Raw genomic sequence first — 25,737 nt, forward strand, 5'->3', positions numbered from 1 at the left:
AGCTCCTTTACTTGCCGGTATGCCAATTTATACAACGTTGACGGTCGTATGTTTCGTTTTACAAAGGTTTATTTTTCCAATGATATTTGGAAGCTTGCACAAATCTCGCCGCATTTACAAAAAAATATCACTGCTCCGGATGGGGACATGTTAGAATGGGGGCGGTAGACCATACTTCACTTGTCTAGAGGAGGAATATAATGAGTAAGATGGCAGGGTGGAAAGCGAAATGGGTAAAGTCGGCGCTGGCGCTATCGTTGGCTTTGCCGCTGCAATTTGCGGCTACGAGCGGTTTGCAGCAGGCGTTAGCCGAGGGTCCGACCGATCCCGCACCTTTCATCGAAGCTAAGGTTGTGAATGGAAATGCCGGCAAGAAGGTGCTGTTTGACAATACGCACGCACAGACGGCAGGGGCAGCGGATTGGGTGATCGACGGCGGGTTTTCGGACTTTGCCAATGCTTTGGCGAATAACGGCTTTTATGTAAAAGAACTTCGCAAAACGACGCCGATCACGCTGACCGATCTGCAAAGCTACGACGTGTTCGTGATCGGGGAGGCGAACATTCCGTATAAACAAAGCGAGCAGGCCGCTATGAAGCAGTATGTGGAGGGCGGCGGCAGCATTTTCTTCATCGCCGACCACTACAACGCGGACCGCAACAAAAACCGTTGGGACGCTTCCGAGGTTATGAACGGATACCGCCGGGGCGCATGGGAAGACCCTGCCAAAGGGATGAGCGACGAAGAGCGCAATTCGGCGGCGATGCAGGACGTAGCCAGCTCGGACTGGCTGGCGACGAATTTCGGCGTCAAGTTCCGCTATAACGCTCTCGGCGATATTACCGCCAACAATATCGTTGCGCCGGAGCAAGCTTTTGGCATTACGGATTCCGTATACAACGTTGCCATGCACGCGGGCTCTACGCTAGCAATCGTCGATCCGACGAAAGCGAAAGGCATTGTCTATTTGCCGCAGACGAATGAGGCTTGGGCGAACGCCGTGGATCAGGGCGTGTACAACGGCGGTGGCATCGCCGAAGGGCCGTATGTCGCAATCGCCAAGGCGGGCGCGGGCAAAGCGGCATTTATCGGCGATTCTTCGCCGGTAGAGGACGCCACTCCGAAATATGTGCGCGAAGACAACGGACAGAAGAAAACGACTTACGACGGCTTTAAAGAACAGAATGACGGCAAACTGCTCGTGAACCTCGTCAACTGGCTGGGGCAAAAGGAAAGCTACACGAGCCTGACGCAAGTAGACGGGCTGCAGCTTGACCAGCCGACGGCTCTGCTGCCTTTTGAAGAGCCGGCAGCTTCCACGGAGCCGAAGCCTGAGCCATGGGCCGCTCCGGATGCGGGCTACAAGTGGTGGGACCGCTCTACGTTCAAAGCGGGCTCCTACGGCGGTCCGGCGGCTACGGCGAGCGCGACATACGGTTTGGTTCACCAGGCGACGCTGCCGAACGCGCAGGACTTCCAGGTTCGAGTCACTGTCGATAATCTGCCTGCGAACACGACTGTTTCAGGCTTCAGCGCGGGCATCTATCTGGCCGGAGGCACGCAGGTTGCGATGGTGCAAAACGCCGACGGCACATGGCCGACGGCTTACGGCTATAGCTCCGCTTTCAGCGTGACTTCCAACTTCAAGGGCCATGCCTCCAAAGATCTGACATTCCGCATCAAGTCTGGTACAAGCGGTGCAGCGAGCTTGCGGCTCAGACAAAACGGCAGCAACTTAAAAACAGAAGCGGTGACGATCGCCAACGTACCGGCCGAACCGCTGCCGGAAGAGGAATCGCCGATCCCGGCCAAAATTACTGTCGCAGAAGCGCGCAGTAAAGCCGAAGGATCGCTTGTGACGCTGGAAGGCGTCGTTACGACCGAGCCGGGCGCTTTTGGCGGTCAGGCGTTTTATTTGCAGGATGCGACAGGCGGCATTTATGTTTTCCAAAGCCAGAGCGGCTTCCACCTGGGAGATACGGTGAAAGTGACCGCGTCGACGGCGCTTTACAACACAGAGCTGGAGCTGACCAACCCGGTTGAAATCGCCAAAACAGGCACAGCGGCCGTTCCGCAAGCCGTATCGGCAGCGGCGGTAAATGACGCCAACCAAGGGCAGCTGGTGCAGCTTGACTCGGTCACCATTCACAATATCGTTAGCGCGACGCCGGCAGGTTCTTTCGAATTCGACGCTGCAGCCGGTTCGGTAAGCAACCATATTCGCGTGGACGGACGCACAGGCTTGACTTTGACTCAATTCCCTTATCAAGAGGGAAAAGTTGTAACGATTACGGGCGTAGCATCGATTTTCAAAGGTGTTTATCAATTGAAACCTCGCGGCTTATCGGATTTTGCGGTGCCAGCGGATACGACTCCGCCGGTGACGAAAGCTGCGCTGTCGGGAACTCCGAACGCAGAGGGCTGGTTCAACCAAGATCAGACGCTGACATTGACCGCATCCGATGAAGGCAGCGGCGTGGCATCGACTTCGTACAACCTGGACGGCGGCGCATGGACGGCTTATACGGCACCTGCGGTTATTCAAACGGAAGGCACTCATACGATCCAATACTATTCGACCGATGCCGCCGGAAATGCGGAAGCGGTGCAATCCCTGTCATTCAAGCTCGACAAGACGCTGCCTTCCGTCACTTTGACGCAATCGGGCAAGCCGGTTCATGATGTATCATTTTTTGAAACGCTGAATTTCACGCTGTCCGCTTCCGACGCAGTATCGGGTGTAGCGGCACAAAAGCTGCTCCTGGACGGAAAAGAAATCGCCAGCGGCCAGAGCATCAAAGCGAAACAACTGGGCTTAGGCACTCATACGGTACAGTATACGGTTACGGATGCAGCGGGAAATAAAGCCGAGCAAAGCCAAACGTTCAAAGTGAGAAGCATCTTCGATATCATCAGGGAAATTTTGAAACAGCTGCATGATGGCGGGTTCTTCAAAAATGAAGGCACCTACACTTCTATCGTAGCGAAGCTGAATCAGGCCGAAGATCAGTACAATAAAGGTCATTTGGATCAGTCGTTTGGCAAAATGGTGGAACTGCAAGTCTCCGTAAACAGAGAAGTTTCGAAAGGCAGTATCAATGCCGAAGCTTCGAAAGAACTGGTGCAGACTATTCTTGAAGCGATTTTAAACGGATTGAAGTAAGGCAATGCTGCTGTAAAAATAGTACCCGAGAAGCCCGCGATGCCGGGCTTTTTGGGTTGTCTGAAAGGCTGCCCGGGGCATCGCGGCATGCTGGGATCTTTGATGAAATCCGGCCAGCTTGAAAGCGCTCTATCCAGATAAGAAAACATGCTCGGATTAGGTTGTTTGGTGCTGGACAGACAAGCCGGTCAAATGGTAGGATGGATGAGAAACAGTTGCCGTAGCAACTATTTTTCGACAGGGGAATAGTAGCAGCAAAAAAAGTACAGAAAGTTTGTGATACACGATGAATAATCACAATCATGCCGACGCAGCGGCTCCGGCTTCTTTGAGTCCGTCGCGGCGGCTGGGAACTGCGGCCGTTTTAGGAGCGCTTGCCTCATTCGGACCGCTGTCGCTGGATATGTATTTGCCCGCATTGCCCGTATTGGCCGACGATTTGCATACGAGCACCTCGCTCACCCAGATGAGCTTGACGGCCTGCATGCTGGGGCTATCCCTGGGACAATTGGCCGCAGGGCCGGTCAGCGATGTGCGGGGACGGCGCAAGCCGCTGCTCCTGGGACTTGTCGTCTATGCCATTGCTTCGATTTTATGCATGATTGCTTCATCGATCTGGGTCTTCATCGCACTGCGTTTCATTCAAGGGCTCGCCGGGGCGGTGGGGATCGTCATTTCAAGAGCAATAGTCCGCGACTTGTACTCGGGTGTGGAACTGACCAAGTTTTTCTCGCTGCTCATGCTGATTAACGGCGCTGCCCCGATTTTGGCACCGATCTTAGGGGCGCAAATTTTACAATTCGCATCGTGGCGGGGTGTCTTCGTAGCGCTGAGCCTGATCGGTGTCGCGATGCTGATCGCCGTTTTGTTCGGCCTCGGCGAGACGCTGCCGGCCCACCGCCGCTCCAAGGGCGGGCTTGGCAATACGCTGGCCACTTTTCGCGTGCTGCTTACGGATCGCTCGTTCATGGGGTATGCCTTAACACAGGGCTTGGTGATGGCCGCTATGTTTGCTTACATATCCGGGTCGCCCTTTGTGCTGCAAAACATTTTCGGCGTTTCCGAGCAAATGTTCAGCGTGCTGTTCGGCATCAACGCTCTCGGCATTATTATTGCCGGTCAAATTACGGGCCGGCTGGCCGGCAAAGTCGACTTGCGCAAGATGCTTGCCTGGGGGCTGGGGATGGCGGCCACGGGCAGCCTGCTGCTGCTTGTTGCGGTTTTGGCCGGTGCCGGACTGCCCGTTATTTTGCCGGCGCTTTTCCTGGTCGTGTCCAGCGTCGGGCTCGTCTCAACCTCGACATCTTCGCTCGCATTGCAGAATCAGGGGAAAACGGCGGGCAGTGCGTCCGCGCTGCTGGGCTTGCTGATGTTCATTATCGGCGGCATTGTCGCGCCGCTTGTCGGAATCGGCGGCAGCCATACCGCCATACCGCTCGGGATTATTATAGCGCTTATGGAAGCGGGAGCCGTCACATCCTTCCTGCTGCTGGCCAGACAGCGGAGCTAGGGCCTGGGCTGGGAGAGCGGCGGCTTCCGGTTAAGCCGTTCAGGCTCCCTTTATTTTCATTTCATCAAACATTTAAGCTGTATTAAGCCTTGCGTCAAAGTTCCTTCACATTTATTTCCTATACTTTGAATCGTAGTCGAATTCATTGAAGAGGAGACAAGGTTCATGAAGAAACTTCACAAAGCAATGCTCACAGGCACATTGGCAGCCGGGCTGCTGATTGGCGGCGGAATCGTGGCGCAGCACAATCAGGCTTTTGCCGATGAGGCGGGAACAACTTCGACAACTGCGAATCAGCCGGCTTCCAACAACTCCAAACATTTGGCCAGCCATCATCAATTCCGCGGCGGCTTCGCTCTCGGCAAAAGCTATTTAGACGCAGCAGCGGTTCTTGGCATTGACCAAAGCACTTTCAAAGAAGAGCTCAAGCAGGGCAAAACCATCGCACAAATCGCACAGGAAAAAGCAGGGCTCAGCGAGGATGCGGTGCTGCAAAAGCTGACCGATGCACAAACGAAAAAAATCGACGACGCCCTCAGCGCCGGCAAAATTACGCAAGCACAAGCCGACAAGCAAAAATCCGGGCTCGCCGACCGGTTGAAAAAACTTGTCGAAAGCAAGCCGAAGGCGATGGCTTTCAAAGGCAAGCAGCAGGCCGCCAAGTGGGGCAGCCCGGACAAAATCGCGAGCCTGCTCGGCATTACCAAGGAAGAGCTGGCGGCAGAGCGCAAAGCCGGCAAATCCATCGCCGACATCGCCGCGGAAAAAGGCATCAGCGAAGATCAACTGATTGCGAAGCTGAAAGACAGCCTGACCGATCAGCTTACAAAGTTCGTTGAGCACAAAGGCGGGCCGCATGCGAAAAAAGCGGACAGCGGCACTGCCCCAAGCGCCACGCCTGCTCCAACGGCGACGCCATAAACCCGAAAAAAGGTTGCTCCGGCATGTCTTTTGCAGACTGTCGGACAACCTTTTTTTTGTTGGCGGGCGGGCCGGGCTTACGGCGTGCCGCCTGGCGCTTGCAGCGCCGAGCCGATGGCGCGCTGGCTTCTCATGCGCCGCTTGAATTCCTTGGGCGAGCATTCGTTATGGCGCTTGAACAGCTTGTAGAACTGCGCCATATTTGAAATGCCCACTTCAAAGCTCACATCCATCATGCTGAGATCGCCGGTCAGAAGCAGGCGCTCGGCTTTTTTTATTCTTTTGTAATTCACGTAATCGACGAAGGACATGCCCATTATTTTTTTGAAATATTTGATAAAATAATGATAGCTCAGATTGAGCAGGGAGCATACGTCCTCGACGGCGATTTTATCGCTCAGATGCGTCTCGATGTAGTCAAGCGCTGGACGGAGCCGGATAAGCCCGGTTTCCTCGGCGGTGCCGATCAAATTGCGGTTATCGCTGCGCATAAGCAGCAGCAGCAGTCTTTTGATGGATGCGGTAATGGCCAATTCGTAACCCAGCTTGCGCGACTGGGACTCCTGGAAAATGTCCATAATGAGATCGTAGGCCGACTGCTTGACCGCGGCATTTTCCCGAAACAAATAATTAAACAGTTCGAGCGGCTGCGTCAACTCGGAAAAACAGTGCAAATACGGCATGGTGCTGGGGTCAAAATGCTGCGACAGATCGACCTGGAACACGACGTAAGAGAGCGGATCTGTGGTGTGCTTGTAAGTGCGGTGCGGCTGGGAAGAGCCCAGTACGATCACATCGCCGGGGCCGAGAACAGCAAAATCGTTCCTGGTCTGAATGCCCAGATGCCCGTGGGTGACGGCCAGAAATTCAACCTGCTTATGGTAATGCCAGGGCCAGGGATGGCGGATGCCGCAGTCGGCCGTTTCGTTGGCGATTTCCCATACTTTCAAAAATAGCAGCGGATTCTGATAAACTACTTCCTCATTGACAAGCTCTGTAAATGTACTCGCGGCACTCGTCATAGGTACATACCTCGCTAACGGAAAGACAATTTTGAATAGAAGAAAGACGGCAACAAACGGGGATTTCCCAGTACAAGTATAGCATGCTTTTTAGCGGATAGACATTTTTGAATAAGAAATAGGCAGGATCACGCCTTTTTATTCGGCAGCCGGAAGCCTATACTCAAGGTAATAAATCAATTCCTACCCCATGGAGGTAATTTGCAAATGAGCCAGAAGCTGAAAGTTACAGTTTGGAACGAATTCCGTCATGAAAAAGAAAGCGAAATCGTCCGCGCGGCTTATCCGAACGGCATCCATACGGCCATTGGCGAAGGTCTTGGCGATGTGGAAGTTACGTATGCAACGCTTGATGATGCCGAGCACGGGCTGACCGAGGAAGTGCTGAACAATACGGACGTATTGATCTGGTGGGGACATAAGGCGCATGACGAAGTGCAGGACGAAATCGTAAACCGCGTTCAAAACCGCGTCCTGCATGGCATGGGGCTTATCGTGCTGCATTCCGGACACTTTTCCAAAGTGTTCAAAAAGCTGATGGGCACAAGCTGCGACCTCAAATGGCGCGAAGCCGACGAGAAGGAGCGTATCTGGGTCGTAGCGCCGGGACATCCGATCGTCGAAGGCATCGGCGAGTACATCGAGCTGCAAGAAGAAGAAATGTACGGCGAGCACTTCGATATTCCGCAGCCTGATGAGCTGATCATGGTCAGCTGGTTCGAAGGCGGCGAAGTGTTCCGCAGCGGCTGCACATTCAATCGCGGCCAGGGCAAAATTTTCTACTTCCGCCCGGGACACGAAACGTACCCTACTTACTACAACGAGCAAGTTCGCCGTGTGATTCGCAATGCTGCGCACTGGGCGGCTCCGACGACGCGCGAATATCCGAAATACGGCAACCACAAGCCGCTGGAAACGATCAAAGCGAAAGCTTAGGAAGTTCGATCTTAAAAAACGATTAGCCCTGCGGCAGCTGCCTTGTGCAGAACGCCGCGGGGCTGTTTCTTTTAGCAGCCGCTATTTCGCCGTGTGCAGCTTCCAACCGTGCGGAGTACTTCGTTTTCTTGTACGGAAAGGAAAATAATGTTACTCTGGTGGAGGGAGGGATTCACTTAATGAGAAAATGGCAAGCGATTGCAGCGATCTTGGCGATGCAGCTGTTTGTGGCGACGTCCGCCTCTGCCAGTAAGATGGATTTTACAAACGGGGACAAGACGAATTGGGACAGCCCTGCCAATGGGCATCTGGAAGCTGTTCAAGCGGATGATAAATACTTGTACACATCGGCCGATGTGCAATGGAGCAGGGAGCAACTCGGCATTTCCAACCGGAGATTTTACGTGCCTGCATTAAAAGTGATCGCAGGCCGCTCCGACCTGCTGCAGCCCCTAGTCGTGGTGACTAATTTGCCAGGCGCGAAATTTAACAAAAAACTGGTGGACGACGGCCGGGGGGTCGAAATCAAAGTAACGGCCCTGGACGGCAAGGAACTTACCGAAGACAAGTCCTACACGTTTTCCACTTCATGGGCTTACGCGGGCGGCAAAAAAGATAACCCGGCCATTACCCTCCAGTCGCTTCAGCGCTTTGTGCAGCCCGGAAACGGCACGGTCAACGATTTGACAAAAACCGAAGATACGCTTGCCAGCGTAGAGTGGAAGCAGTTGAAAGCTTTCGACTTCAAAACCCGCAACACAGACGATACGTCCAATAATAGCGGGTTCTTTACCAGCAAAGCGGAAGAGGCTTTCATCAAGGGCGGTAAAGTGAAAAGTTACATGAAAATTGATTCCAAAGAGGCGCTGGAGCAATTCAAGAAAGAAAGGAAACGGCTGATAAATCTGGCTTCGCCGGATGTAAACATTCCGTTTGCGATTACTTTTGATAAAGCGGGGATTCCGGGCGGATTGAAAGGTTTATTTGAGGAAAACAACCTGTCCGTGGCTCAAATTTATGGCGAAGGCACCACCGAACAAGGGGACAAGTATACGGTAAGCTGGTTCAACGCCGATCCGAATGCCCTAAGTCCGATTTATCCGGATTCGATGAAGAAGTATCAGTTTAAGTCCTTCGTCTTTACTGAAATCGAAGGCATCGCCACAGGGAAGGATTTGCGGAATTTAAGCTACAAATTAAGTCCCGGAGCCGTAATGGATATCGAGGAAGCGGGCCAATTGCCAACGGGCATACATCAGCTGCTAGAGCGCTATTCCGGTAAGGCTAGCGAGTAAATATGGTGAAATAATGATAAGGCGGCTTGGGATTTGATGGGAACCACGCAGGCTGATCGGGGGGGGCGCTAGCCCAGCATCAGGCCTGAAATATGGGTGATTGTGTGATAGCTTTGAACGTACAGACCTGATTTTGTTCTTGTTAACAGCTGGTTTTTCAGAAACTTGCTTGCTAGGAGACAGCGCATTGCTTAACAACGTAGAGAAAACCCGCACGACCCGCAAAACCCGCACGACCCGTGGACGTCCCCACACAGATTGAAAATAATCAGTTCTACTGCTACAGTTTCAAGCTTTAAAAACGTGACAGTTGGAAACAAGCTCGTAAAAAAGTGAGACAGTTGCAAAATCCCCCACCAGGGCAGCGCATCTGCTTCGTAGTACGGAGAATACCTGCAAAAGTGCAGTTTTTTGTAGGCTCATACGCTAATAACGAAACATTCCTGCAAAAATACAGGTTTTTCATCGAACATCTGGGCTCAGGCCCGTTTTCACTGAAAATTCCTGCACAATCGCAGGCTTTTCGGCAAACTAAGCTGCTTTTACGAAGAAAGCCTGCACAATTGCAGGTTTTTCGGGTTGTAGCTGCTTTATGAGTGGCTGCCCCCCGATCAGGGCTATCTCTGGCTGCCTAACAAAGTACCGCGACTTTCTCGGGAAGCCTGAAGTTTTAGACTTGATATGGGAATCAAACCCGACGAAAAATAGGCCTTCAGGCAGAGGGTCTATCGTGCTATAATATGGCTTGCACAATAGAGTGGCTGATATGGGCGGTCGGCTAATCTCCCGGAAGGGAGGTGATGCCTGTGGAGGTATTTCAAGCGATGCAGTTAATGTTCCTATTCGGAATGTTTATTCTCGCGCTGCTTACCTACATGAAAAAGAAATAGACCGCCCTCTCGCAAAGGATAGCGGTCCATTCGGATCAACCTTTTGTTAAAGCCAACCGCCCTTAAAAGCGGCTATCGTGCAGGGGAGACGGCTGCAACCGACTCCCCTTATTTATTTTCATTATAATATCAACACTTTATACGCGCAACTACCTTATACAAAATACCCTCTACGTTCAGTTTGGCCGAACGGCACGCCGGGTTTGAACGCTATTCTGATGAAGCTGCAAATAATTATGGCGGAAATATTGAAAAGACAGTATGAGATTCAATCTGACGAAAAATAGGCCTTCAGGCAGAGGGCCTATCGTGCTATAATATGGCTTGCACAATAGAACGGCTGATATGGGCGGTCGGCTAATCTCCCGGAAGGGAGGTGATGCCAGTGGAGGTATTTCAAGCGATGCAGTTAATGTTCCTATTCGGAATGTTTATTCTTGCGCTGCTTACCTACATGAAAAAGAAATAGACCGCCCTGGTCAAAGGTAGCGGTCTATTCTTGACTGTTTCACCTTTAAAAGCCAACCGCCCTTAAAAGCGGCTATTGCGCAGGGGGGACGGGTGCAACCGACCCCCCTTTATTTATTTTCATTATAATACTAACACTTTATACGTGCAACCACCTTACGCCAATATTCTCCAAGCTCGCCTTGGCTTAATGGGTGGTCGACCGACCGCCGTCATGCAGCGCAACACTGCGCGCTGGAGCTGCGTGCGGTGCGAATTTCATCACTGCCGTATTACGCCTTCGCACCACTGTCTTGCGATTGCCGGACAACACCGCGCGCAGAGGCGCCTGTCAGCCTTTCATGCGGGAACACCTGACGCACCGGCGCGATAATCAGTGCGGCGACAGCCGCTTTGATAGCGTCTCCGGGCAGAAACGGATAGCAGGCGCTGAACATGGCTTTGGAGAACGTAAGTGTCGGCACTTTGTACATCAGCCACGGTACACCGGTGACGTATAGGATCAAGGAACCAAATACTTCAAGAACGAGAAATGCGGCCAAATATCCCATAATCCCTTTCATGCGGATGCGCGGCAATATGAGTCCGATCAGCAGGGCCGAGAAGGGCCACATGAAGATGAACCCGCCCGTAGGCCCGGTCAGTACGCCTATTCCGCCGTTGCCATGGAGCATCGGAAAGCCGATCGCGGTCAAAATCACGACCAAAGCCATGCTTAAAAATCCGTATCGGGCACCGAGGAGGCCGCCTGCCAGCATCACAGCCAAAGTCTGCAGTGTGATCGGCACGGGGGTGAAACCGAGCGGGATGCTTACAAAGCTGAATAATACAAGAAGTGCGGCAAACAATGCGCTAAAAACTATGCCTCGAAGTGTGAGTTTCATATTGTTCATCTCTCCCGATTCTGGTATTCTTAACTTATTGTCAACCAAATTTTCGAATGTTTGGTTAACAATTCAGGATTATAGCACAAGCTTTCAGAAAGTGAAAGGAACTTTTTTCATATGTCTAATTCAAGCATCGCAGCCTCTTTACAAAAGGCGTCTGTCATCTATAGAGCCGAGGCGGGGCAAGTCCGGCAGGTGTGGACCAATGTTAACATCGACATTCGCGCAGGGGAATGGATCGTTGTCGCCGGACCGAACGGCAGCGGCAAAAGCACGCTGGCCAGCGTGCTGCTTGGCCTATGCCCGCTCTCGGACGGTCAGCTTATTCGTGGTGCGGGGGAGCAGTCGGTCACCCGCGGTGTACTGCAAATCCCCGATGCGCAATTCGTCGGGGATACGGTTGAGGAGGAGCTGCAGCATGTGCCGCAGGCTCCCGATCTTGCGCCTGAAGCGCGGGCGGAGCTCTATGCGGCAGCGCTTGGGCGGGTCGGCCTGTCGCTGCCGCCGGGGCGAACGCTGAGCAGCTTGTCCGGCGGACAGAAGCAGCTGCTGAACATCGCCGCAGCTTTGGCGGCGAAGCCGGATTTGCTGGTGCTCGACGAGCCGACAGCGATGCTCGATCCGGCAGCCCGGCAGGAGGTGCTGCGTGCTGTGCGGCAAGCGCACGCGCGCGGGATGACCATCGTGTGGATCACGCACCGATTGGAGGAAGCGGCCGAGGCCAGCCGCGTGCTGGCGTTTCATGGGGGCCGGATCGCTTTTGACGGGCCGCCGCGGGATTTTTTCTACGGAGAGGCCTCGGCGGCGGATACGGGCAGCATTGAGGCGTTCGGGGAAAGCACGCTTTCTCCGTGCGAGAGGCTAGGGCTGGAGCCGCCGTTCGTCGTGCGGACCGCTTTGCTGCTGCGGCAGCGGGGGCTGCGGCTCGATCCGCTCCCGCTGCACGCTGACGAGCTCGCAGAGGCGGTGAATGCCGGATGACGATCCGTTTGCAGAACATTTGCGTAACCGCACCGGATGACAAGAACAGCTTTTTGCTGAAAAATATCGAATTGACTTTGCACGACGGAAGCATTACTCTGCTGGTCGGCCATACGGGATCGGGCAAGTCGACTTTGCTGCAAGCCGCCGCGGGAATTATTGAGCCTTCGTCCGGCACGATCCTGCTGGATGAACAGCCGATGTGGAACAAAGGAAAGGTCGATCAAGCGATGATGCTCCGGCTCGGGCTGACGTTTCAGTTTCCCGAGCAGCAGTTGTTCGCCCGCAGCATACAGCAGGAATTCAACTACTCGCTGCGCCCGTATCGGCTAGGCGCTGAGGAGCGCGAGCGCCGCGTTCGCTCCGCTTGCGGCGATTTCGATCCGCCCGGCGCTTTCGCCATGGATCGCTCGCCTTTCACGCTCAGCGGCGGCCAGCAGCGGCGCCTTGCGCTGGCAACGACATTCGCAGCCGCACCCGACTGGCTGCTCATGGATGAGCCGACCGCCGGCATGGAAGCGGCGGCGGCGCGCGAGCTGCTCCGGCTCATCCGCCGGAGCGAGCGGCCCCGGGGTGGCTTCGTTATCGCCACCCATGATTTGGACACGTTCCTGCCGCTGGCGGATCGTGTTATTGTCCTTGCCGGCGGCTCCATCGCAGCCGATGGCACGCCGGAGGCGATCTGCCGCCAGCCGGAGCTGCTGCTCCAGGCCGGCGTGGGCTTGCCCGGCTGCGTGGAAGTGGCGCAGGCGATGAGGCGCATCGGCGGAATCGGGATTCCGCCGGATGCGCTCACGCCTGAGCGCGCCGCAGCCGCGATTGCCGAGGCGCTGGAGGCCCGCGCCTCGGGCGGCGCAGCCGCGCCCGCGCCGCCTCCGCGCCCGGCGGCGTTCGCGCGCGCGGAGGCGGCCGCTGCGCCGTACGCCGCGGAGCGGCCCGCCGCAGCCGCGCAGCTCCCGCAGGCGGCATGGCACCGCATCGACCCGCGCGCGAAGTGGCTGCTCTACCTGCTGCTGGTCATCGCAACGATGCTGCAGCATCAATGGACGGGGCTTGCCGCCGCAGCCGTCCCCGTCCTGCTCGGCTTCGCGGGTCTCCCGCGCGCGGCTATCCGGGGCGGAGCCAAAGTGGCCCGGTCTTTTGGCTGCTTTATGCTTTTGTCCGTTGTGCTGGCGGGTTTACAGTTTTCGGCTGGCCCGGGGCCGTTTGCCGTAGGATTTAACGCGCCGCGGGCGTTGGACACAATGCTGAACGTATCGCGCCTTTTTATCGTTATCCTTGCGGGCTATTGGTTTGCGGCGACGACGCCGTACGGCCAAATGGTACAGGGTCTCGGCTGGGCGCTCAAATATTTCAAAAAGCTCCAGCTTCCGGTTGATTCGTTCGCGCTGGCCGTTTCCTTGATCTTCCGGTTTTTGCCGCTCATTTTGCGCGAATGGCAGCGGTTCTCGGCAATCGTACGGGCCAGAGGCAAAGCCTCGCTGCGCCCGGGCGCCGTCAGAATGCGAGACATCCCCGCGTTGATCGTACCGCTCCTGCTCGCGCTATTTTACAAAGCGGAAGAAATGACAATCGCGATGGAATTGAAAAGAATGGGCGGCCAGCCGCTGACCGTTCAGCGAAATTTGCTCAGTTGGACTAGAAGGGACACACTCGCGGTCTTCGCCGGAGCTGTATGCTTCGGATTGTTGGCCGTGTGGCGGAGTTAAGGAGGAGAAAATGAATTACATCGTATTTGATTTGGAAGCTACATGTTGGGAAAATGACAGAACGAAGCAAAACGAAATTATTGAAATCGGTGCGGTAAAAATTAATGAAAACTTGCACATTATTGATGAATTTCAAACCTTCATTAAGCCCAAATTAAATCCCGTTCTCTCGGATTTTTGCAAAAAACTTACCTCCATACAACAGGGAAATGTCGCTGCAGCGCCATATTTTCCGCAAGCGGCGGGGGCTTTTCGGGATTGGATCGGGAAAGAAGACTACATTCTTTGTTCGTGGGGATTTTACGATAAAACTCAGCTGAAAAAGGATTGTGAATTGAACAAAATCAATGCAGGGTGGACGAACAAGCATATCAGCATCAAACATCAGCACGGGAAAATGATCGGAGTTGAAAAGGGAGTAGGCATGGGGCATGCCTTGCAACAACTGGGCATTGTACATGAAGGCACTCATCATAGAGGAATTGACGATGCCCGAAACATTGCAAAAATCTTCGTGAACATTTTTGATAGATTAAAATTTGAATAGAATTCCTTGGTTCGACAGTAACTTAAGCTAGCGGGAATGATAGGAGAGTCTGTAAAATAGCCATATTCCCCGTTCCTAAGCAACTTCTAAAATAGAATTAAATACACCATGTTTTAATTTGCCGCCCATGATTTCGCTGCATTTTAGGCAACCCAAATAGAGATTATCGAGCACTTGTTTATTTAAAAGATATGCAATCGTCAATAGTGCCTTTTATTTAAGTTGGTAGATGCAAATAACTCGTATATTGTCATCAGCCACTTTAATTGATGGTGAATTCGGTAGATATTGCATTTATTCGCCATTTATTGTATATAATAATTTATATAGTAAAAGTATGAAATTAAAGGAGAGTGATTATCTTTATTTGTCTCTTCGCTCTATTAGGTGGGTAATCACCACCTAGATAGAGCGATATGTTTAAAATCGGACAAGGGAATTGGTATAGATGCTTCGCTCCGCATTCACCTTCTGTTGCAGCATAAAAAGGTGCCTAAATGGACAGACTTGTTGCTGGAAAAGGGAATTGGTACAGATGTGAGCGATGCGTGGCTCCGTGCTGTTGCCAGTTCTTTTTTCGTGTCTGGGTATATGGTTAATGTGACCGCCGTGCTTCAAGCACGGGCAAACGAAGCTTATTGGCCGTCATGTACACCATGGCGATCAAATTCTCGACGTCGCGTTAGCCACGCGCTCTGCGCTTGGCCGCTTGGACGAGGCCGTTAATGCCCTCCAAAAGCCATTGGTCATTTTGCTGTGGAACTATCGTAAGATGCCTTCCTCGTTCCTCTTTATCGTTTTCGCCAGATCCACAATAGGTGTAAGCTGTGACCGATTCGCCCAACCAATCCACTCCCGAAGGTACACATCCGCGAGAATATGCGGCGTCGTCCAGAAATCCTGCATCGCCAGCTTTAAGCGATACGCGCGGCCCGTCTGCAGGTTGCTATCTTTCAACCCGCGTCAGCGTTTCCTTCTGCTCTGCTTTTAAGTTTAACTCGTTCTTAAGCCAAATGTATTTCGTGTGCTTGAGTTCCGGTGTTTGCTTTGCTCGGTGATTCGCACATCGTCCACGGCTTCGTTCACCAGCCGGTACAGTCGGCTCCGCAAACCGGACAAGCAAACGTCGATCCGCATTCGAAGTCGATAAACAAGTGCCAGGCGTCTTCCTTGTCGTCGAATTCCACGTGCATTAATTTCCACGGTTCCTCAATCTGGAGCGCTATTTTAAACATTTCGTAAATCAGATTATCCTTGCTGCTTAATGAGGTCCACATCATTCATCCCGCCCTAGTAATGTTCTTACTCGGCAGTATTGACAATACCTCCATTAAACAGACCTCAGCCATGGACTATAGCGACGCAGCCTCTATATTTATGTCGTATAAAACTTAATTAATAATGTTATTGGTGATCTTCTTTCTTTAATTTAATTAATAAATTGGGGTAGGGATACAATGTTATCATTTGATTCTAGAGACTCTTTGAACACTTATCAATACATTAATTTGTTTATTAACGAAATAATAGAGAACTACCAAGAAGTAGATGGTGAATATTTATTTCTGATTATAAATGGAAAGGGTGATCTAGTATACGACAACACAGTATACCCAACTCATGGGATTATTGGCCAGGACTTGCTAATAAAAAAAAAGTATACACTGGAACAATATAAAGCAATTAACATGGCGGATTGTCAACTATCGACTAGAGCGTTCGTAGGACAAAAAGAGAGCAGAGCGGGGTGGGTATTGCAATGCTGCCCTATTTTGTTAGACTCCCAAGAGTTGTATATCTGCCTAGCATATGAATCAAAGGATCAAGAGCACATCTTGACAATGATGTTGAGAACTTTAGCTAAAAGTATAGAGAAATTAGTAGCATCTAATGAAATTGAACAGGGGGTATGTACTAGACTCCATACATATAAACTGACAAAAAAAGAGGTAGTTATCGCCCAATTATTGTATGAGAACATACCGATAAAAGAAATTGCAGTTCAACTGTGCATTTCTGTCGAGACCGTACGCACACATCTTAAAAAAATATATTCCAAAGTGGGTGTGAGGAATAAAATTGATCTAATAAAAAAGTTAGAGAGCAATCGTAAAATACCATAACTGGGTGATTGACACAAAATATGGGTTTGATATGATATTTATGGGAAGAGGAGCTTGATGTATCTATATTTCGAAGCAGAGTTTTATAGTCCAAGAGAGTAAGGTAACCTAATGCGCGCATATCCATGGAATAGGTACGTTACTGTTAGACCGTAAATCAAAAGCCGAGAACCTCTTCTACAACGTTCCAATATTCGAACTCATTTAAATGGAGGTTTTATTCTATGTGCCAAGTTACATGTCCTGGTGGAGCTTCAGGTTGGGCATACGACCCGCCTGAACAAAATGGAGTTAAAAAATATTATTGCCACGCTGATCGTAAACAATGGTATCGCCATGTTTACAGCGTTTGCTATGATGGCACTAATCAGTATTGCAAAACAGAGTTTGAAGGCAAGTGCTAATCAAGTATTAGTAACTGTCATGAATTGGGAGGGGCGCTCTTATCGAGCGCCTTTCTACTAGGATGGTTTGAGGTGAAGATATATGTTCGTAGAACAGAGAAACTTACGAAGTAAATTTCTAAAAACTCCGGTTCAATGGTCCTATGAGATCGGATTTCAGTATCCGTTGAAACTTAGAGCTTTTGAAGGTCAAGACCCGATTGATTTTGAATGGGTAGCCCATCAACCGTGTGGAACTGTCATTTTTGTAATGAGTGAGAGTTGTGGGGCATGCCGATATGAAGCAATAGAAGAAATTGTTCAAAAGTATCCGGCCTTTTCGTATTTTATGTTTTTAAGTGGTACTTCAATATCGATAGATAATGTTCTAAGTAAGCATTCCTTCAGGTTTTCGGTTGTAGCTTCAGATCTTACTGAGATTAGACGGGTTTTTAAGTTCGACCTAATCCCTTTCGTCATCGTGCTAAACAAAAAGGGACAAGTCATCTCCTGCGGTAATTTTTATAATGATATCGTTTCGCTTGAAGAGAAAATGTGGCCTTTACTTAATGTTTTCTATAACTGGAAAACTAAATAAGCAGCTTATGAAAAAAAAAAATTCCTTCTCTCGTATAATCAACAAAGCTTCATCTATACTGTCATTAATAATCTACTCAATCTCATTTATTTGGAAATACAAGCCGCAGTATGTCATTATCACGGTCTTCACGACTTTCTATTTTGCTTTTCAAGCAAACCTAACGGTATATATTAATAAATACATAATCGATAATTTGACAGCATCACAGTTTAAACAGGCAATGATATTTGTTGTCATATTACTAACTTTAGAGTTTATCGAGGAAGTATCGGGGCTTATCACTAGATATTTTTTTCAAAAATGGAGTGAAGACTTCAATATATACAAAGAAGATAAAATTCTTACCATTATAAGCGGAATGCCATTAATCGATCGAGAACACCCGTCCTTTCTGAATAATTTACAGGTATGGTCACTGGGGCTTTCCAAGCTGGAAGCAACTTTTCGATCTATTATGGAAAGTTTACAGTCAGCTTTAACTGCAGCTGTTTCACTTTATCTTATTACACAGCATCATTATATGTTTGCAGTGATAATTCTCGGATTTTCTTTCTTTCGAGGGCTGGTAGTATATCGAATTATAGAGCCTCTTGTTAACTTTAATATAGAATCAGCTCGAAAATTTAACGTCAGTGAATATTACACTGGTATATTGAAACGTAAAGATGCACAGAAAGAAATATTGCTATTTCAGGCCTTCTCTTATTTTTATAAAAAATGGTTGAATGCGAGACATGTTCTGTTGGAATTAACCTTAGGGGCAACTAAGTTGAATTTAATTCCAACAGGCATAAGTTCTCTGGTAACCCTTGCTAGTAAGGTTGCTGTTTTTGGTCTGATTGTATATTTAATCAACAAAGGAAATATGACTATCGGCGATTATGTTTCCCTATCTTTGGCTGCAGTACTGGCTGATCGAAATATCGTTTCTTGTATATTCGACGTGAAGCAACTAATTGAAAATGTAAGGTATGTAAGCGAATATCACAAGGTCGCCGCTACATCACAATCGATAAATCAGGAGCCTAAACACACTTTTCAGCTAAAGGAGAAAATATCGATTGAAAACCTAAGTTTTACATATCCCGAATCTAATGAGCCGGCCTTAAAGAGTATTGATCTTGAAATCAAGCGTGGAGAGAAAATATTGTTTTTAGGGGATAATGCTGCAGGTAAATCGACATTAGTTAAAATAATGCTGGGTTTGTATGAAACTAAACCCAATACGGTTTTTATCGATGGAGTTGATTTGCAAAGTGTAGATAAAGTGTCTATGTGGAAGCGCTGCGGAGCTATTTTTCAAGATTTTATGAAATATAAAATGACTATTCGCGAAAATATTTGCATAAATGGCACTACAGCAAATGATCAAGATCTAAATCCCTTATTGGAATCATTGAATCTTTCTAAATTATATAAGCTGCCTCAAGGGCTTGACACTCCATTAGGCGATATTTTCGACAAAGGGCTTGAATTATCGGGAGGACAATGGCAGAAGCTTGCAATTGCCCGGTTATTATTCAGAGATCTTGACCTTTTTGTACTGGATGAGCCGACGTCAGCGCTGGATCCTCGCAGCGAGGTGGATATAATGGATAACATACTTACAATGACTAAGGAAAAAACGGTGATAATCGTCTCACACCGAGTAGGGATTGCGAGCAAGGTAGACCGCGTTATCTATATGAAGAATGGCGAAATTATTGAACAAGGCCATCATAGGGAACTACTCCAAGCTAGGAATGAATATTATGAAATATGGAGTTTACAAAAGGAAATGTATCAATAATAAGTACGAAGGTGATATTGATGACGCAAAAACTTATAAAAAACACGGGGCTTGAGGTAGGTTCCCGGATAACGAACGTGAGATTGAAAGGTATTGATGGAAATGAATATGTGCTCGAAGTGTCAAACTTTAAAAAATCGTTGTTCTTTTTATCTGTATACTGTCCGAATTGTATCGACTTAATGCCCGATATTTCAAATATAAGAAAGGAAACCGAGCACGAAATTATCCTATTTATTGATGGAGATCATGAAGATTTGATAGAGCTGAGAGATTATTTTCTTTGGGATTTCCCAATGGTTCAGTTGACCTCGGCGCAGATGTTTGAATTATTCAAAGTGTCTCACCACCCTTTTGTCATCAATATAGATTTGGACGGAAAAGTACGGTCTAAAGGTTTTATTTACAACAAAGATGATTTCGGCAAAGTGCTACGAACTGAAGGGATCGTTTTATGAGTTTATTTGCATTTTGGATAGGATTCGGCCTAGGAACAATGTATTTGATGAGTGCTGTAGCCAAACTGGTGTCATTCATTCAATTTATTATTTCTATTAATAGTTTCGGAATTATCAACGAGCGCTATTCTAAAGCCATTGGATGTCTTGTTATTACTGCTGAACTCATTCTTGGTTTCAGCTTTATTGAGTATTTACATCCTCGCCTCGCGTTCATAGGGTCTTCTTTGCTTATGATCTCTTTTTTGGCGTTATTTGCGAATGCAAAGCGTCAAAATATTCAAGTTGCTTGCAGTTGCTTTGGGTCCAGCACGAAGAAAACAAATGTTGACTATTCCATTATACGAAATCTAGTCCTTACAACAGCCTCCATAACTGGAGTTCTTACTCCCAAATATGATTATCATTTGTATTTAGTATCTTGGAAATTAACTTTGGTGCTTATAACGGGAGCTTTGATCATTCAGCTATGGAAAGAATTCATGATAATGCTTCGTTATAAAAACACGATCTCGGAAAAGTTAAGGAATAATTTATGATGGTAATATACTTCTTGCTATCTTGGCTGATCATGGTAAGTTGGATCTATTTTCTCAAGTGCAGAAAAAACACTTTGCTGTTTATGAATCTTTTGCAAAGTGGCCAAGAATCTGTAAGAAAAACATCGAAGAAAGGGGTATTTATTTTCCTTCATTTTGCCAATGAAAGAAACAAAGAGATAATAGATAAAATGATAAAGGAGTATTCTGGAATTTCTGTAATTGTAATTATGCAAGGCCCTGATTGGAAAGTTAACGCACTGAAAAGAGCTTATTCTAATAACATCTCTTTAATTAAAGATGAAGATGGCCAACTATCGCAACTAATGGGTGTTTCCATTCAACCGGTATGCATCAGTTTTCAAACAATAATTGGGGATTTAGGAATTATCAAATACAATTCATTAACATAAAGGGAGTGAATATACCATGTTTGGACAAATCATTTTGTCGAATAAAGCTACTTTTCAAGAATCTGAAAAATTGTTCAGGTTGGACCAAGTTTTGAATTCAATCGAACTTGATGTGCTTCCGAGTGTTTATCAATTCAATTTATTAACGAAGGTGGCTTTTATCCCAGATGTGTCTCCTGTGGAAATTCAAATATTTATTAAAGATGAAGAAGGAGAGACAGTAGTTAAATCGGAGGCTATTACACAGTATAATCCTAGAAGCGAGGAGCGCGTTCCAGGTCTAGATATTTGTATTAAGCTTACTACTGTTTTGTGCAAGACAGGCAATCTCTTGATTGAACTATATGTGGATGGTACTTTATTGAATGTATACCCCATCTATGTGGGTTTGAAAGACGAGTCTATTGTTGACGAGCCTAGCGGTGTAATGTCAAGTATTTGAATTGGGGAAATTGGAAAAATGTTAGTCTGAAAAGGACGAATGCGCGTTTATTCTTGTGCTTCGGAACTTCGTCGAACTTCTTCTGGTAAAACGCACCGTACTCCGAATCATGCTTGCGAACCGCGTCCGCCGCTTGAATCTGGTAGTAGCGGCAGGTACTTGTTACCGGTCGCACATGATCTTCGCGATCTCCCGATCCAACTTCTTTACCCCGGATTCGAGATGCTGGATGACGCTGAGCGTGGTCACTAGAGAGATGTTGTCTGGATCCGCCATGGCCTTGTCATGTTGTCAAGCAAAAATCAGACCTTGGTGCCCGTGGAAACCACCGACTTCAGCCTCGTTATAAGCACTCGTCCGTAGCGTCCGAAAATTGATGGATGCTACGCCCCGGACGATGTGGAGGCGCATTCAGCGGTTAGAACATGAGTGATGGATCCCGGATAACAGGTTTTTCACAGCAGTACCTTTCGGTCCGCAAGGAGAGGGAGAAACCTCCTGAGAGGTGCTTGTTGATCTCATTGTTCCACAAGCAGGTCTGAGAATTCTTGAGCAGCCGCGCAAAAGCAACGGGGCACCGCCCGCTCGGCAGCCGCGGATATGGAAATGTCAAAGAGCACATGGCAAAGAAGGGCAGACGACAAGCGGCCTACCAATAGCATGAAACCATTTGTTGCTCCGTCTCCCTTATTCGAAGGGAATCGGGAAATACAGGATAAAGCGGGTTAAGCGGAATGAGAAAGCCGAAGCTCGATCCACCAGCAGGCAACTCCACCAAGATTCGGTCCAGTTTCGGCTACGTCGGCCGCCCCAGCACTAGCTGGAAACTCACATTATTCCTTTTCAGTTGTCCGGACTATCTGGGAAAAGAACAAAATGATCCTGCAAATATGATTATACAAGGGGACTTATAATGAAGAACTTAGTTCGAGCTTTACTTAAGATCACTCTTCTTATCGCTGTCTGTACTAGTTGCACCAGTAAGCCGGTTTCTCAAGTCGAAGGCAAAGTGAAGATACTTTATTTTAGCAGGGATATGTTTAACGACGAGTACGGCAATCTGATTCAATCCAAATACAAAGATCTTGACTTCGAAGTAATCCCCATGAATGATATCGTGATGAAGTCCAAAAATCCTAAAGAAGATCTAGTAAAACTCATTAATCAGGAACAAGTTGATGTAATTATGATAAGAAATTACGACGAATATATGAATTATATCGATAAGGGCTTATTGATGGAGTTGGATTCATGGATTACGCGGGACAAATTTGATATCGAGAACATGCAGCAAAGTGTTATTTCGATTTTAAGAGACAGAGAAACTCATAAAATATATGGATTGGCGCCAACATTCACTAGTTTTGTTCTTTATTACAATAAACAGATTTTTGATTCTTTCGGAGTCCAATATCCGCATAATCAAATGACCTGGGAAGATGTTTTTGATTTAGCCAAAAGGTTCACCGGCAATGAAAAAGGCATCTACGGATTTTCATCGGTTTTCTCTACATACTCCATGTTGGACATGATTGGGAGAACAAAAGGAATAAGTATTCTTGGACAAGAGCCTAAGAATCCTCTAGAAGTCATGGAGAATGCGACGGAATGGAGTAAGGCGATGGAACTGCTGGCTGAGGGATTCAGATCCAAGTCCATTTACTATCCTCAAATCAATAAACCAGGGGAGCCTACTCCCGGCTTTATAGATCTATTTGCTGATGGCAAAGCTGCAATGACGGTAGATTCAGAAGTTTTGTTGGATCGAGTGCAAAACAAAAAGATTGATGTGGGAATTGTGAGTTTTCCGGTTGACCCTAATTTGCGCGATTCAAGCTATATGTTGTATCCTAATATTATGTTTTCTGTTAATTCCAATTCTTCATCTAAGGAAGCAGCATGGGAAATAGTGAAATTTATCAATAGTGAAGAAGTAGCCAAGGTCAAATCGAAATCAAATCAAAATCTGCTAACAAGAACAGAATATTCAAAGGAGAAATATGGACATTCGCTAAAACCGTTTTACGAGCTTAAATTTGACTCAAGAACGTATACCGCTACTAATTATCCTTTGTCCTTCATGAGTTCCTTCAACTTAGCGGTTCAAGAGGAGATTCGTAATATCGTCAGAGGAAGTACTACGAGTGATCGTGCTGTCAAAGTTTTGCGGGAAAAAGCCAATTCATTTATCAAACAAGAAGCCAATCCGAAATGATATCGAATGAGGAAGAGAATCGACAAAGGACACAAGAGTAAGTAGGGCTAAGTAGCTGATGTGAGGAATGAGGTGGGAGGAGATTATGGACTTATTAGGACACTTACTAACTCATATTGTCCTAAGCACGATTATTGTATATCTTTTACTTAGTAAGTCTGGTCTGGCCTTAACCAAATATAATGCAGTCTTTATTGTGACATCAGGCAGTATCGTGGGGATCCTGCCTGATTTGTTTGGGTATCGTACTGTTCTGTTATGGAGCCATTCGATTATATTCGCTCCCATTTATCTTCTCCCCTTTACAGTCCTTGCTTACGGCTTTTTGAAGCAATACAATTTTATTAAGTTATGGTTTTCATTCATTGCCGCATTAATTACTGGGCACTTATTCATGGACTATCTTGGGCATGAAACCCCTTTACTATACCCATTATATGTTGAAGGTTTTAGTGCGAATATTATCTATCTGGGAGATCCTTGGATATGGGTGCCACTTTTAATAGGACTGCTCTTTGTATTGTTTAGACCCGGAGGCAAGAGAATGTTGTATTTGCTATTGGTCTTTGTATTTGGCTATCTGGGATTAAGGAGTTATTCCAAATGGAACACCGATGCAATGATAAGGACACTATACGAAGATCAAACTTCTACTCAATATCAGGTTAGTCCTCGAACAACGAATTTATTTAATAAGTACAATCCGATGAATTGGCTATATTGGTCATTTGATGTTGTAGGAGAATATAGGGTTATCAAGGGGACGGTGTCGCTATTCGGAAATGCCGTAGACACACAATTTAATGTTATCTTTTCGAAACCGGGAATTGTAAAAGAAGCTTATAGTACGATCTACCGGGAGAGCACTTTGGATAATGAAAAATATTTACCGGTACTTTACTACAAAAATACTCCACAAGGAAAGTTTATTTATGCCGGTAGCCCAGATCAGATGGAAGTATTTCAATTTATTAATGACAAGTGGATTAAAGTTATAAGACACGACTAACTCAAGTTTCCTATTGTAACTGTCCAGGGTCGTAAACTCTGGACTGCAGTCTGAAGCCGCCCGGCTTGCGCATGAGAACTATTCATAAGCTCGCATGCCTGCTATGATTTCTCTCGCAACCTCGGCATCGTCGAAAGGAATCTTCACGCCGTTCCATACTTGATATTTCTCACGCACATTGCTCAGAATGAGCACGCAAGCGTCACAGTCGTCGCCCGCTTCGTGCAGCGCTTGCGCTATCGCCTCGCGGTGATCCTGCTGAACGTAACCTTCCCCCACAGCACCTCTTAAGAAAAATTCCATGAAATTGAAAAAAATGGGACGAATTAAATTTTATAAATTTTGACCCGTGTGAGTATTCAGTGAGATTAGTGAAGGTAGAAAGAAGTTTATGGAGAAAAATGATCGAATTTTCATGGGAATTTGATTATGTTAACGGGAATATAGAATGGCATATTTTTAACAAATCAAATGGTCTTTGCTTTAAATTCTTCCGTGATCAATCCCTATAAATAAAGCTTTTGGGAAACCAATTTCCTCCAATGCTCAAACATGGAAATGAGGGTCTCTTGATCGTCTCGGTCAGAACCACCTAGAATCATTCGATCAAGTCCGTATCTACCCTGTAAGTCATCTAGGACGGCCCTTACAATTGAAAGAGCCAGATCGTCGTTAATATCGTTTGGTTGAAGTGGTAGGGCATCCTCCATTTTTAGATCAACTCCTGTAATTCAAAAAAATAAGACTTAACTGCAGCTAGTGGGAAATTTTCCTAATACTTATCGAGCTTATTACGATATATATCAAAATTCTCATCATCGAAGCAAACAAAATAAACCTCATCGATCTAGTGTGCCGCTATCGTCCAGGCCGGTGATCAGCCCGGCTTTCGTCGCAAGGTACATCCACTTCTTGTCATCCGCGTTCTTGTCGCCGGTAGCCGCCCGAACCGCTATGCGCGCCATTTCTTGACGCGTCATCGGCGTATTCCAGTCTCCGCTCGTAAAGTCGCTCCATTGATGAATCCCCGCGGTGACCGCCGCGTTAATGTACGGCAAATACCAGTCACTGCCACTGGCGGCGCCGGAAACCGAAAGATGAAGCGCGGTATCGACCATTTTGATAAACTCGGCGCGCGTCACTTTTTCGTTCGGTTTGAAAGAATGGTCTTGATAGCCGTCGACATAGCCTTTTTGAATGGCTCCAGCGATGGTCGTTTCCGCCCAATGTCCTTTCGTGTCGCTGAAGCTGCCTGTGGAAGCCGTACCGGCGGTAGTTATCGCTTTTGTTCCCGGCGCAGCAGTGGTAGAATCGGCCCCGGCAGCGTGAATGGAAGTTCCAAGTAGTGCGGCAGTTGCCAGTGATGCAATCCAATATACTTTCATTTGTATACCCCCAAAGGAATGAATTTACTTTTCTCAAATCAAAAAACCAA

Annotated in this window: 26 protein-coding genes; 20 read left to right on the forward strand and 6 right to left on the reverse strand. The window is 47.8% G+C overall.

Annotated features, from left to right (window positions below; all coding sequences use genetic code 11):
* Window positions 1-200 precede the first annotated feature (200 nt).
* The 3 genes from AC0LWT_RS26165 to AC0LWT_RS26175 all read left to right on the forward strand — a co-directional run bounded on the left by AC0LWT_RS26165 (window position 201) and on the right by AC0LWT_RS26175 (window position 5,595).
* The gene (locus AC0LWT_RS26165; protein ID WP_474684222.1) at window positions 201-3,164 is read left to right on the forward strand and encodes an OmpL47-type beta-barrel domain-containing protein; all 2,964 of its coding nucleotides are present in this window, start codon (window positions 201-203) and stop codon (window positions 3,162-3,164) included.
* A gap of 286 nt (window positions 3,165-3,450) precedes the next feature.
* Window positions 3,451-4,674 carry a multidrug effflux MFS transporter gene (locus AC0LWT_RS26170; RefSeq protein WP_474684223.1) on the forward strand — a complete coding sequence of 408 codons (1,224 nt, stop codon included), beginning with the start codon at window positions 3,451-3,453 and terminating at the stop codon, window positions 4,672-4,674.
* Window positions 4,675-4,839: 165 nt separating this feature from the next.
* Entirely contained in the window at window positions 4,840-5,595 is a 756-nt protein-coding gene (locus tag AC0LWT_RS26175) for a hypothetical protein (RefSeq protein WP_474684224.1), read from the forward strand.
* A 77-nt stretch (window positions 5,596-5,672) separates the two neighbouring features.
* Here AC0LWT_RS26175 and AC0LWT_RS26180 read toward each other — a convergent pair whose 3' ends face one another.
* Window positions 5,673-6,617: a helix-turn-helix domain-containing protein gene (locus AC0LWT_RS26180; protein WP_474684225.1), complete on the reverse strand. Its 945-nt coding sequence runs from the start codon at window positions 6,615-6,617 to the stop codon at window positions 5,673-5,675.
* A gap of 207 nt (window positions 6,618-6,824) precedes the next feature.
* On the opposite strand from AC0LWT_RS26180, the gene AC0LWT_RS26185 reads away from it, so the two are divergent.
* The 4 genes from AC0LWT_RS26185 (at window position 6,825) to AC0LWT_RS26200 (ending at window position 10,207) form a co-directional block, all read left to right on the forward strand.
* Entirely contained in the window at window positions 6,825-7,553 is a 729-nt protein-coding gene (locus tag AC0LWT_RS26185; RefSeq protein ID WP_474684226.1) for a ThuA domain-containing protein, read from the forward strand.
* Between the two features lie 179 nt (window positions 7,554-7,732).
* Entirely contained in the window at window positions 7,733-8,848 is a 1,116-nt protein-coding gene (locus tag AC0LWT_RS26190; protein WP_474684227.1) for a hypothetical protein, read from the forward strand.
* 800 nt (window positions 8,849-9,648) lie between these two features.
* Window positions 9,649-9,738 (forward strand): putative holin-like toxin, encoded by a 90-nt coding sequence (locus AC0LWT_RS26195; RefSeq protein WP_474684228.1) that lies wholly within the window; start codon window positions 9,649-9,651, stop codon window positions 9,736-9,738.
* Window positions 9,739-10,117: 379 nt separating this feature from the next.
* The gene (locus AC0LWT_RS26200; RefSeq protein ID WP_474684228.1) at window positions 10,118-10,207 is read left to right on the forward strand and encodes a putative holin-like toxin; all 90 of its coding nucleotides are present in this window, start codon (window positions 10,118-10,120) and stop codon (window positions 10,205-10,207) included.
* Window positions 10,208-10,478: 271 nt separating this feature from the next.
* Here the strand turns inward: AC0LWT_RS26200 and AC0LWT_RS26205 are convergent, their stop codons facing one another.
* Window positions 10,479-11,090: a biotin transporter BioY gene (locus tag AC0LWT_RS26205; RefSeq protein ID WP_474684229.1), complete on the reverse strand. Its 612-nt coding sequence runs from the start codon at window positions 11,088-11,090 to the stop codon at window positions 10,479-10,481.
* Window positions 11,091-11,210: 120 nt separating this feature from the next.
* Here AC0LWT_RS26205 and AC0LWT_RS26210 point away from each other — a divergent pair, with 120 nt between their 5' ends.
* The 3 genes from AC0LWT_RS26210 to AC0LWT_RS26220 are packed head-to-tail and all read left to right on the forward strand — an operon-like array spanning window position 11,211 to window position 14,330.
* Window positions 11,211-12,074 carry an ATP-binding cassette domain-containing protein gene (locus AC0LWT_RS26210; RefSeq protein ID WP_474684230.1) on the forward strand — a complete coding sequence of 288 codons (864 nt, stop codon included), beginning with the start codon at window positions 11,211-11,213 and terminating at the stop codon, window positions 12,072-12,074.
* Window positions 12,071-13,783 (forward strand): ATP-binding cassette domain-containing protein, encoded by a 1,713-nt coding sequence (locus tag AC0LWT_RS26215; protein WP_474684231.1) that lies wholly within the window; start codon window positions 12,071-12,073, stop codon window positions 13,781-13,783. Before AC0LWT_RS26210 ends, AC0LWT_RS26215 begins: the two co-directional genes overlap by 4 nt.
* Before the next feature lie 10 nt (window positions 13,784-13,793).
* Window positions 13,794-14,330: a 3'-5' exonuclease gene (locus tag AC0LWT_RS26220; protein WP_474684232.1), complete on the forward strand. Its 537-nt coding sequence runs from the start codon at window positions 13,794-13,796 to the stop codon at window positions 14,328-14,330.
* 762 nt (window positions 14,331-15,092) lie between these two features.
* On the opposite strand, the gene AC0LWT_RS26225 is transcribed toward AC0LWT_RS26220, so the two are convergent.
* Complete coding sequence (locus AC0LWT_RS26225; protein ID WP_474684233.1) at window positions 15,093-15,287, reverse strand: transposase; 195 nt, start codon at window positions 15,285-15,287, stop codon at window positions 15,093-15,095.
* Window positions 15,288-15,412: 125 nt separating this feature from the next.
* Window positions 15,413-15,610 (reverse strand): hypothetical protein, encoded by a 198-nt coding sequence (locus AC0LWT_RS26230; RefSeq protein WP_474684234.1) that lies wholly within the window; start codon window positions 15,608-15,610, stop codon window positions 15,413-15,415.
* Between the two features lie 177 nt (window positions 15,611-15,787).
* Here AC0LWT_RS26230 and AC0LWT_RS26235 point away from each other — a divergent pair, with 177 nt between their 5' ends.
* The 10 genes from AC0LWT_RS26235 (at window position 15,788) to AC0LWT_RS26280 (ending at window position 24,302) form a co-directional block, all read left to right on the forward strand.
* Window positions 15,788-16,453: a helix-turn-helix transcriptional regulator gene (locus AC0LWT_RS26235; protein WP_474684235.1), complete on the forward strand. Its 666-nt coding sequence runs from the start codon at window positions 15,788-15,790 to the stop codon at window positions 16,451-16,453.
* A 246-nt stretch (window positions 16,454-16,699) separates the two neighbouring features.
* Window positions 16,700-16,918 (forward strand): hypothetical protein, encoded by a 219-nt coding sequence (locus AC0LWT_RS26240; protein ID WP_474684236.1) that lies wholly within the window; start codon window positions 16,700-16,702, stop codon window positions 16,916-16,918.
* A 21-nt stretch (window positions 16,919-16,939) separates the two neighbouring features.
* Entirely contained in the window at window positions 16,940-17,434 is a 495-nt protein-coding gene (locus AC0LWT_RS26245) for a TlpA family protein disulfide reductase (RefSeq protein WP_474684237.1), read from the forward strand.
* Window positions 17,406-19,226, forward strand: coding sequence for an ABC transporter ATP-binding protein (locus AC0LWT_RS26250; RefSeq protein ID WP_474684238.1), 1,821 nt, complete (start codon window positions 17,406-17,408; stop codon window positions 19,224-19,226). Before AC0LWT_RS26245 ends, AC0LWT_RS26250 begins: the two co-directional genes overlap by 29 nt.
* A gap of 20 nt (window positions 19,227-19,246) precedes the next feature.
* Window positions 19,247-19,684, forward strand: coding sequence for a thioredoxin domain-containing protein (locus AC0LWT_RS26255; protein ID WP_474684239.1), 438 nt, complete (start codon window positions 19,247-19,249; stop codon window positions 19,682-19,684).
* The gene (locus AC0LWT_RS26260; protein WP_474684240.1) at window positions 19,681-20,223 is read left to right on the forward strand and encodes a MauE/DoxX family redox-associated membrane protein; all 543 of its coding nucleotides are present in this window, start codon (window positions 19,681-19,683) and stop codon (window positions 20,221-20,223) included. The genes AC0LWT_RS26255 and AC0LWT_RS26260 overlap by 4 nt, the downstream gene beginning before the upstream one ends.
* Before the next feature lie 74 nt (window positions 20,224-20,297).
* Complete coding sequence (locus AC0LWT_RS26265; protein ID WP_474684241.1) at window positions 20,298-20,636, forward strand: hypothetical protein; 339 nt, start codon at window positions 20,298-20,300, stop codon at window positions 20,634-20,636.
* A gap of 16 nt (window positions 20,637-20,652) precedes the next feature.
* Complete coding sequence (locus AC0LWT_RS26270) at window positions 20,653-21,078, forward strand: DUF6941 family protein (RefSeq protein ID WP_474684242.1); 426 nt, start codon at window positions 20,653-20,655, stop codon at window positions 21,076-21,078.
* A gap of 913 nt (window positions 21,079-21,991) precedes the next feature.
* Complete coding sequence (locus AC0LWT_RS26275; RefSeq protein WP_474684243.1) at window positions 21,992-23,293, forward strand: ABC transporter substrate-binding protein; 1,302 nt, start codon at window positions 21,992-21,994, stop codon at window positions 23,291-23,293.
* Between the two features lie 85 nt (window positions 23,294-23,378).
* Complete coding sequence (locus AC0LWT_RS26280) at window positions 23,379-24,302, forward strand: metal-dependent hydrolase (protein WP_474684244.1); 924 nt, start codon at window positions 23,379-23,381, stop codon at window positions 24,300-24,302.
* Between the two features lie 78 nt (window positions 24,303-24,380).
* Here the strand turns inward: AC0LWT_RS26280 and AC0LWT_RS26285 are convergent, their stop codons facing one another.
* A complete protein-coding gene (locus AC0LWT_RS26285) occupies window positions 24,381-24,581 on the reverse strand; it encodes a hypothetical protein (RefSeq protein ID WP_474684245.1) in 201 nt (66 codons plus the stop codon).
* Between the two features lie 560 nt (window positions 24,582-25,141).
* Window positions 25,142-25,687, reverse strand: a complete 546-nt coding sequence (locus tag AC0LWT_RS26290) for an S-layer homology domain-containing protein (RefSeq protein ID WP_474684246.1) — start codon at window positions 25,685-25,687, stop codon at window positions 25,142-25,144.
* Window positions 25,688-25,737: the final 50 nt, after the last annotated feature.

The organism is Paenibacillus sp. sgz302164 (assembly GCF_056120505.1).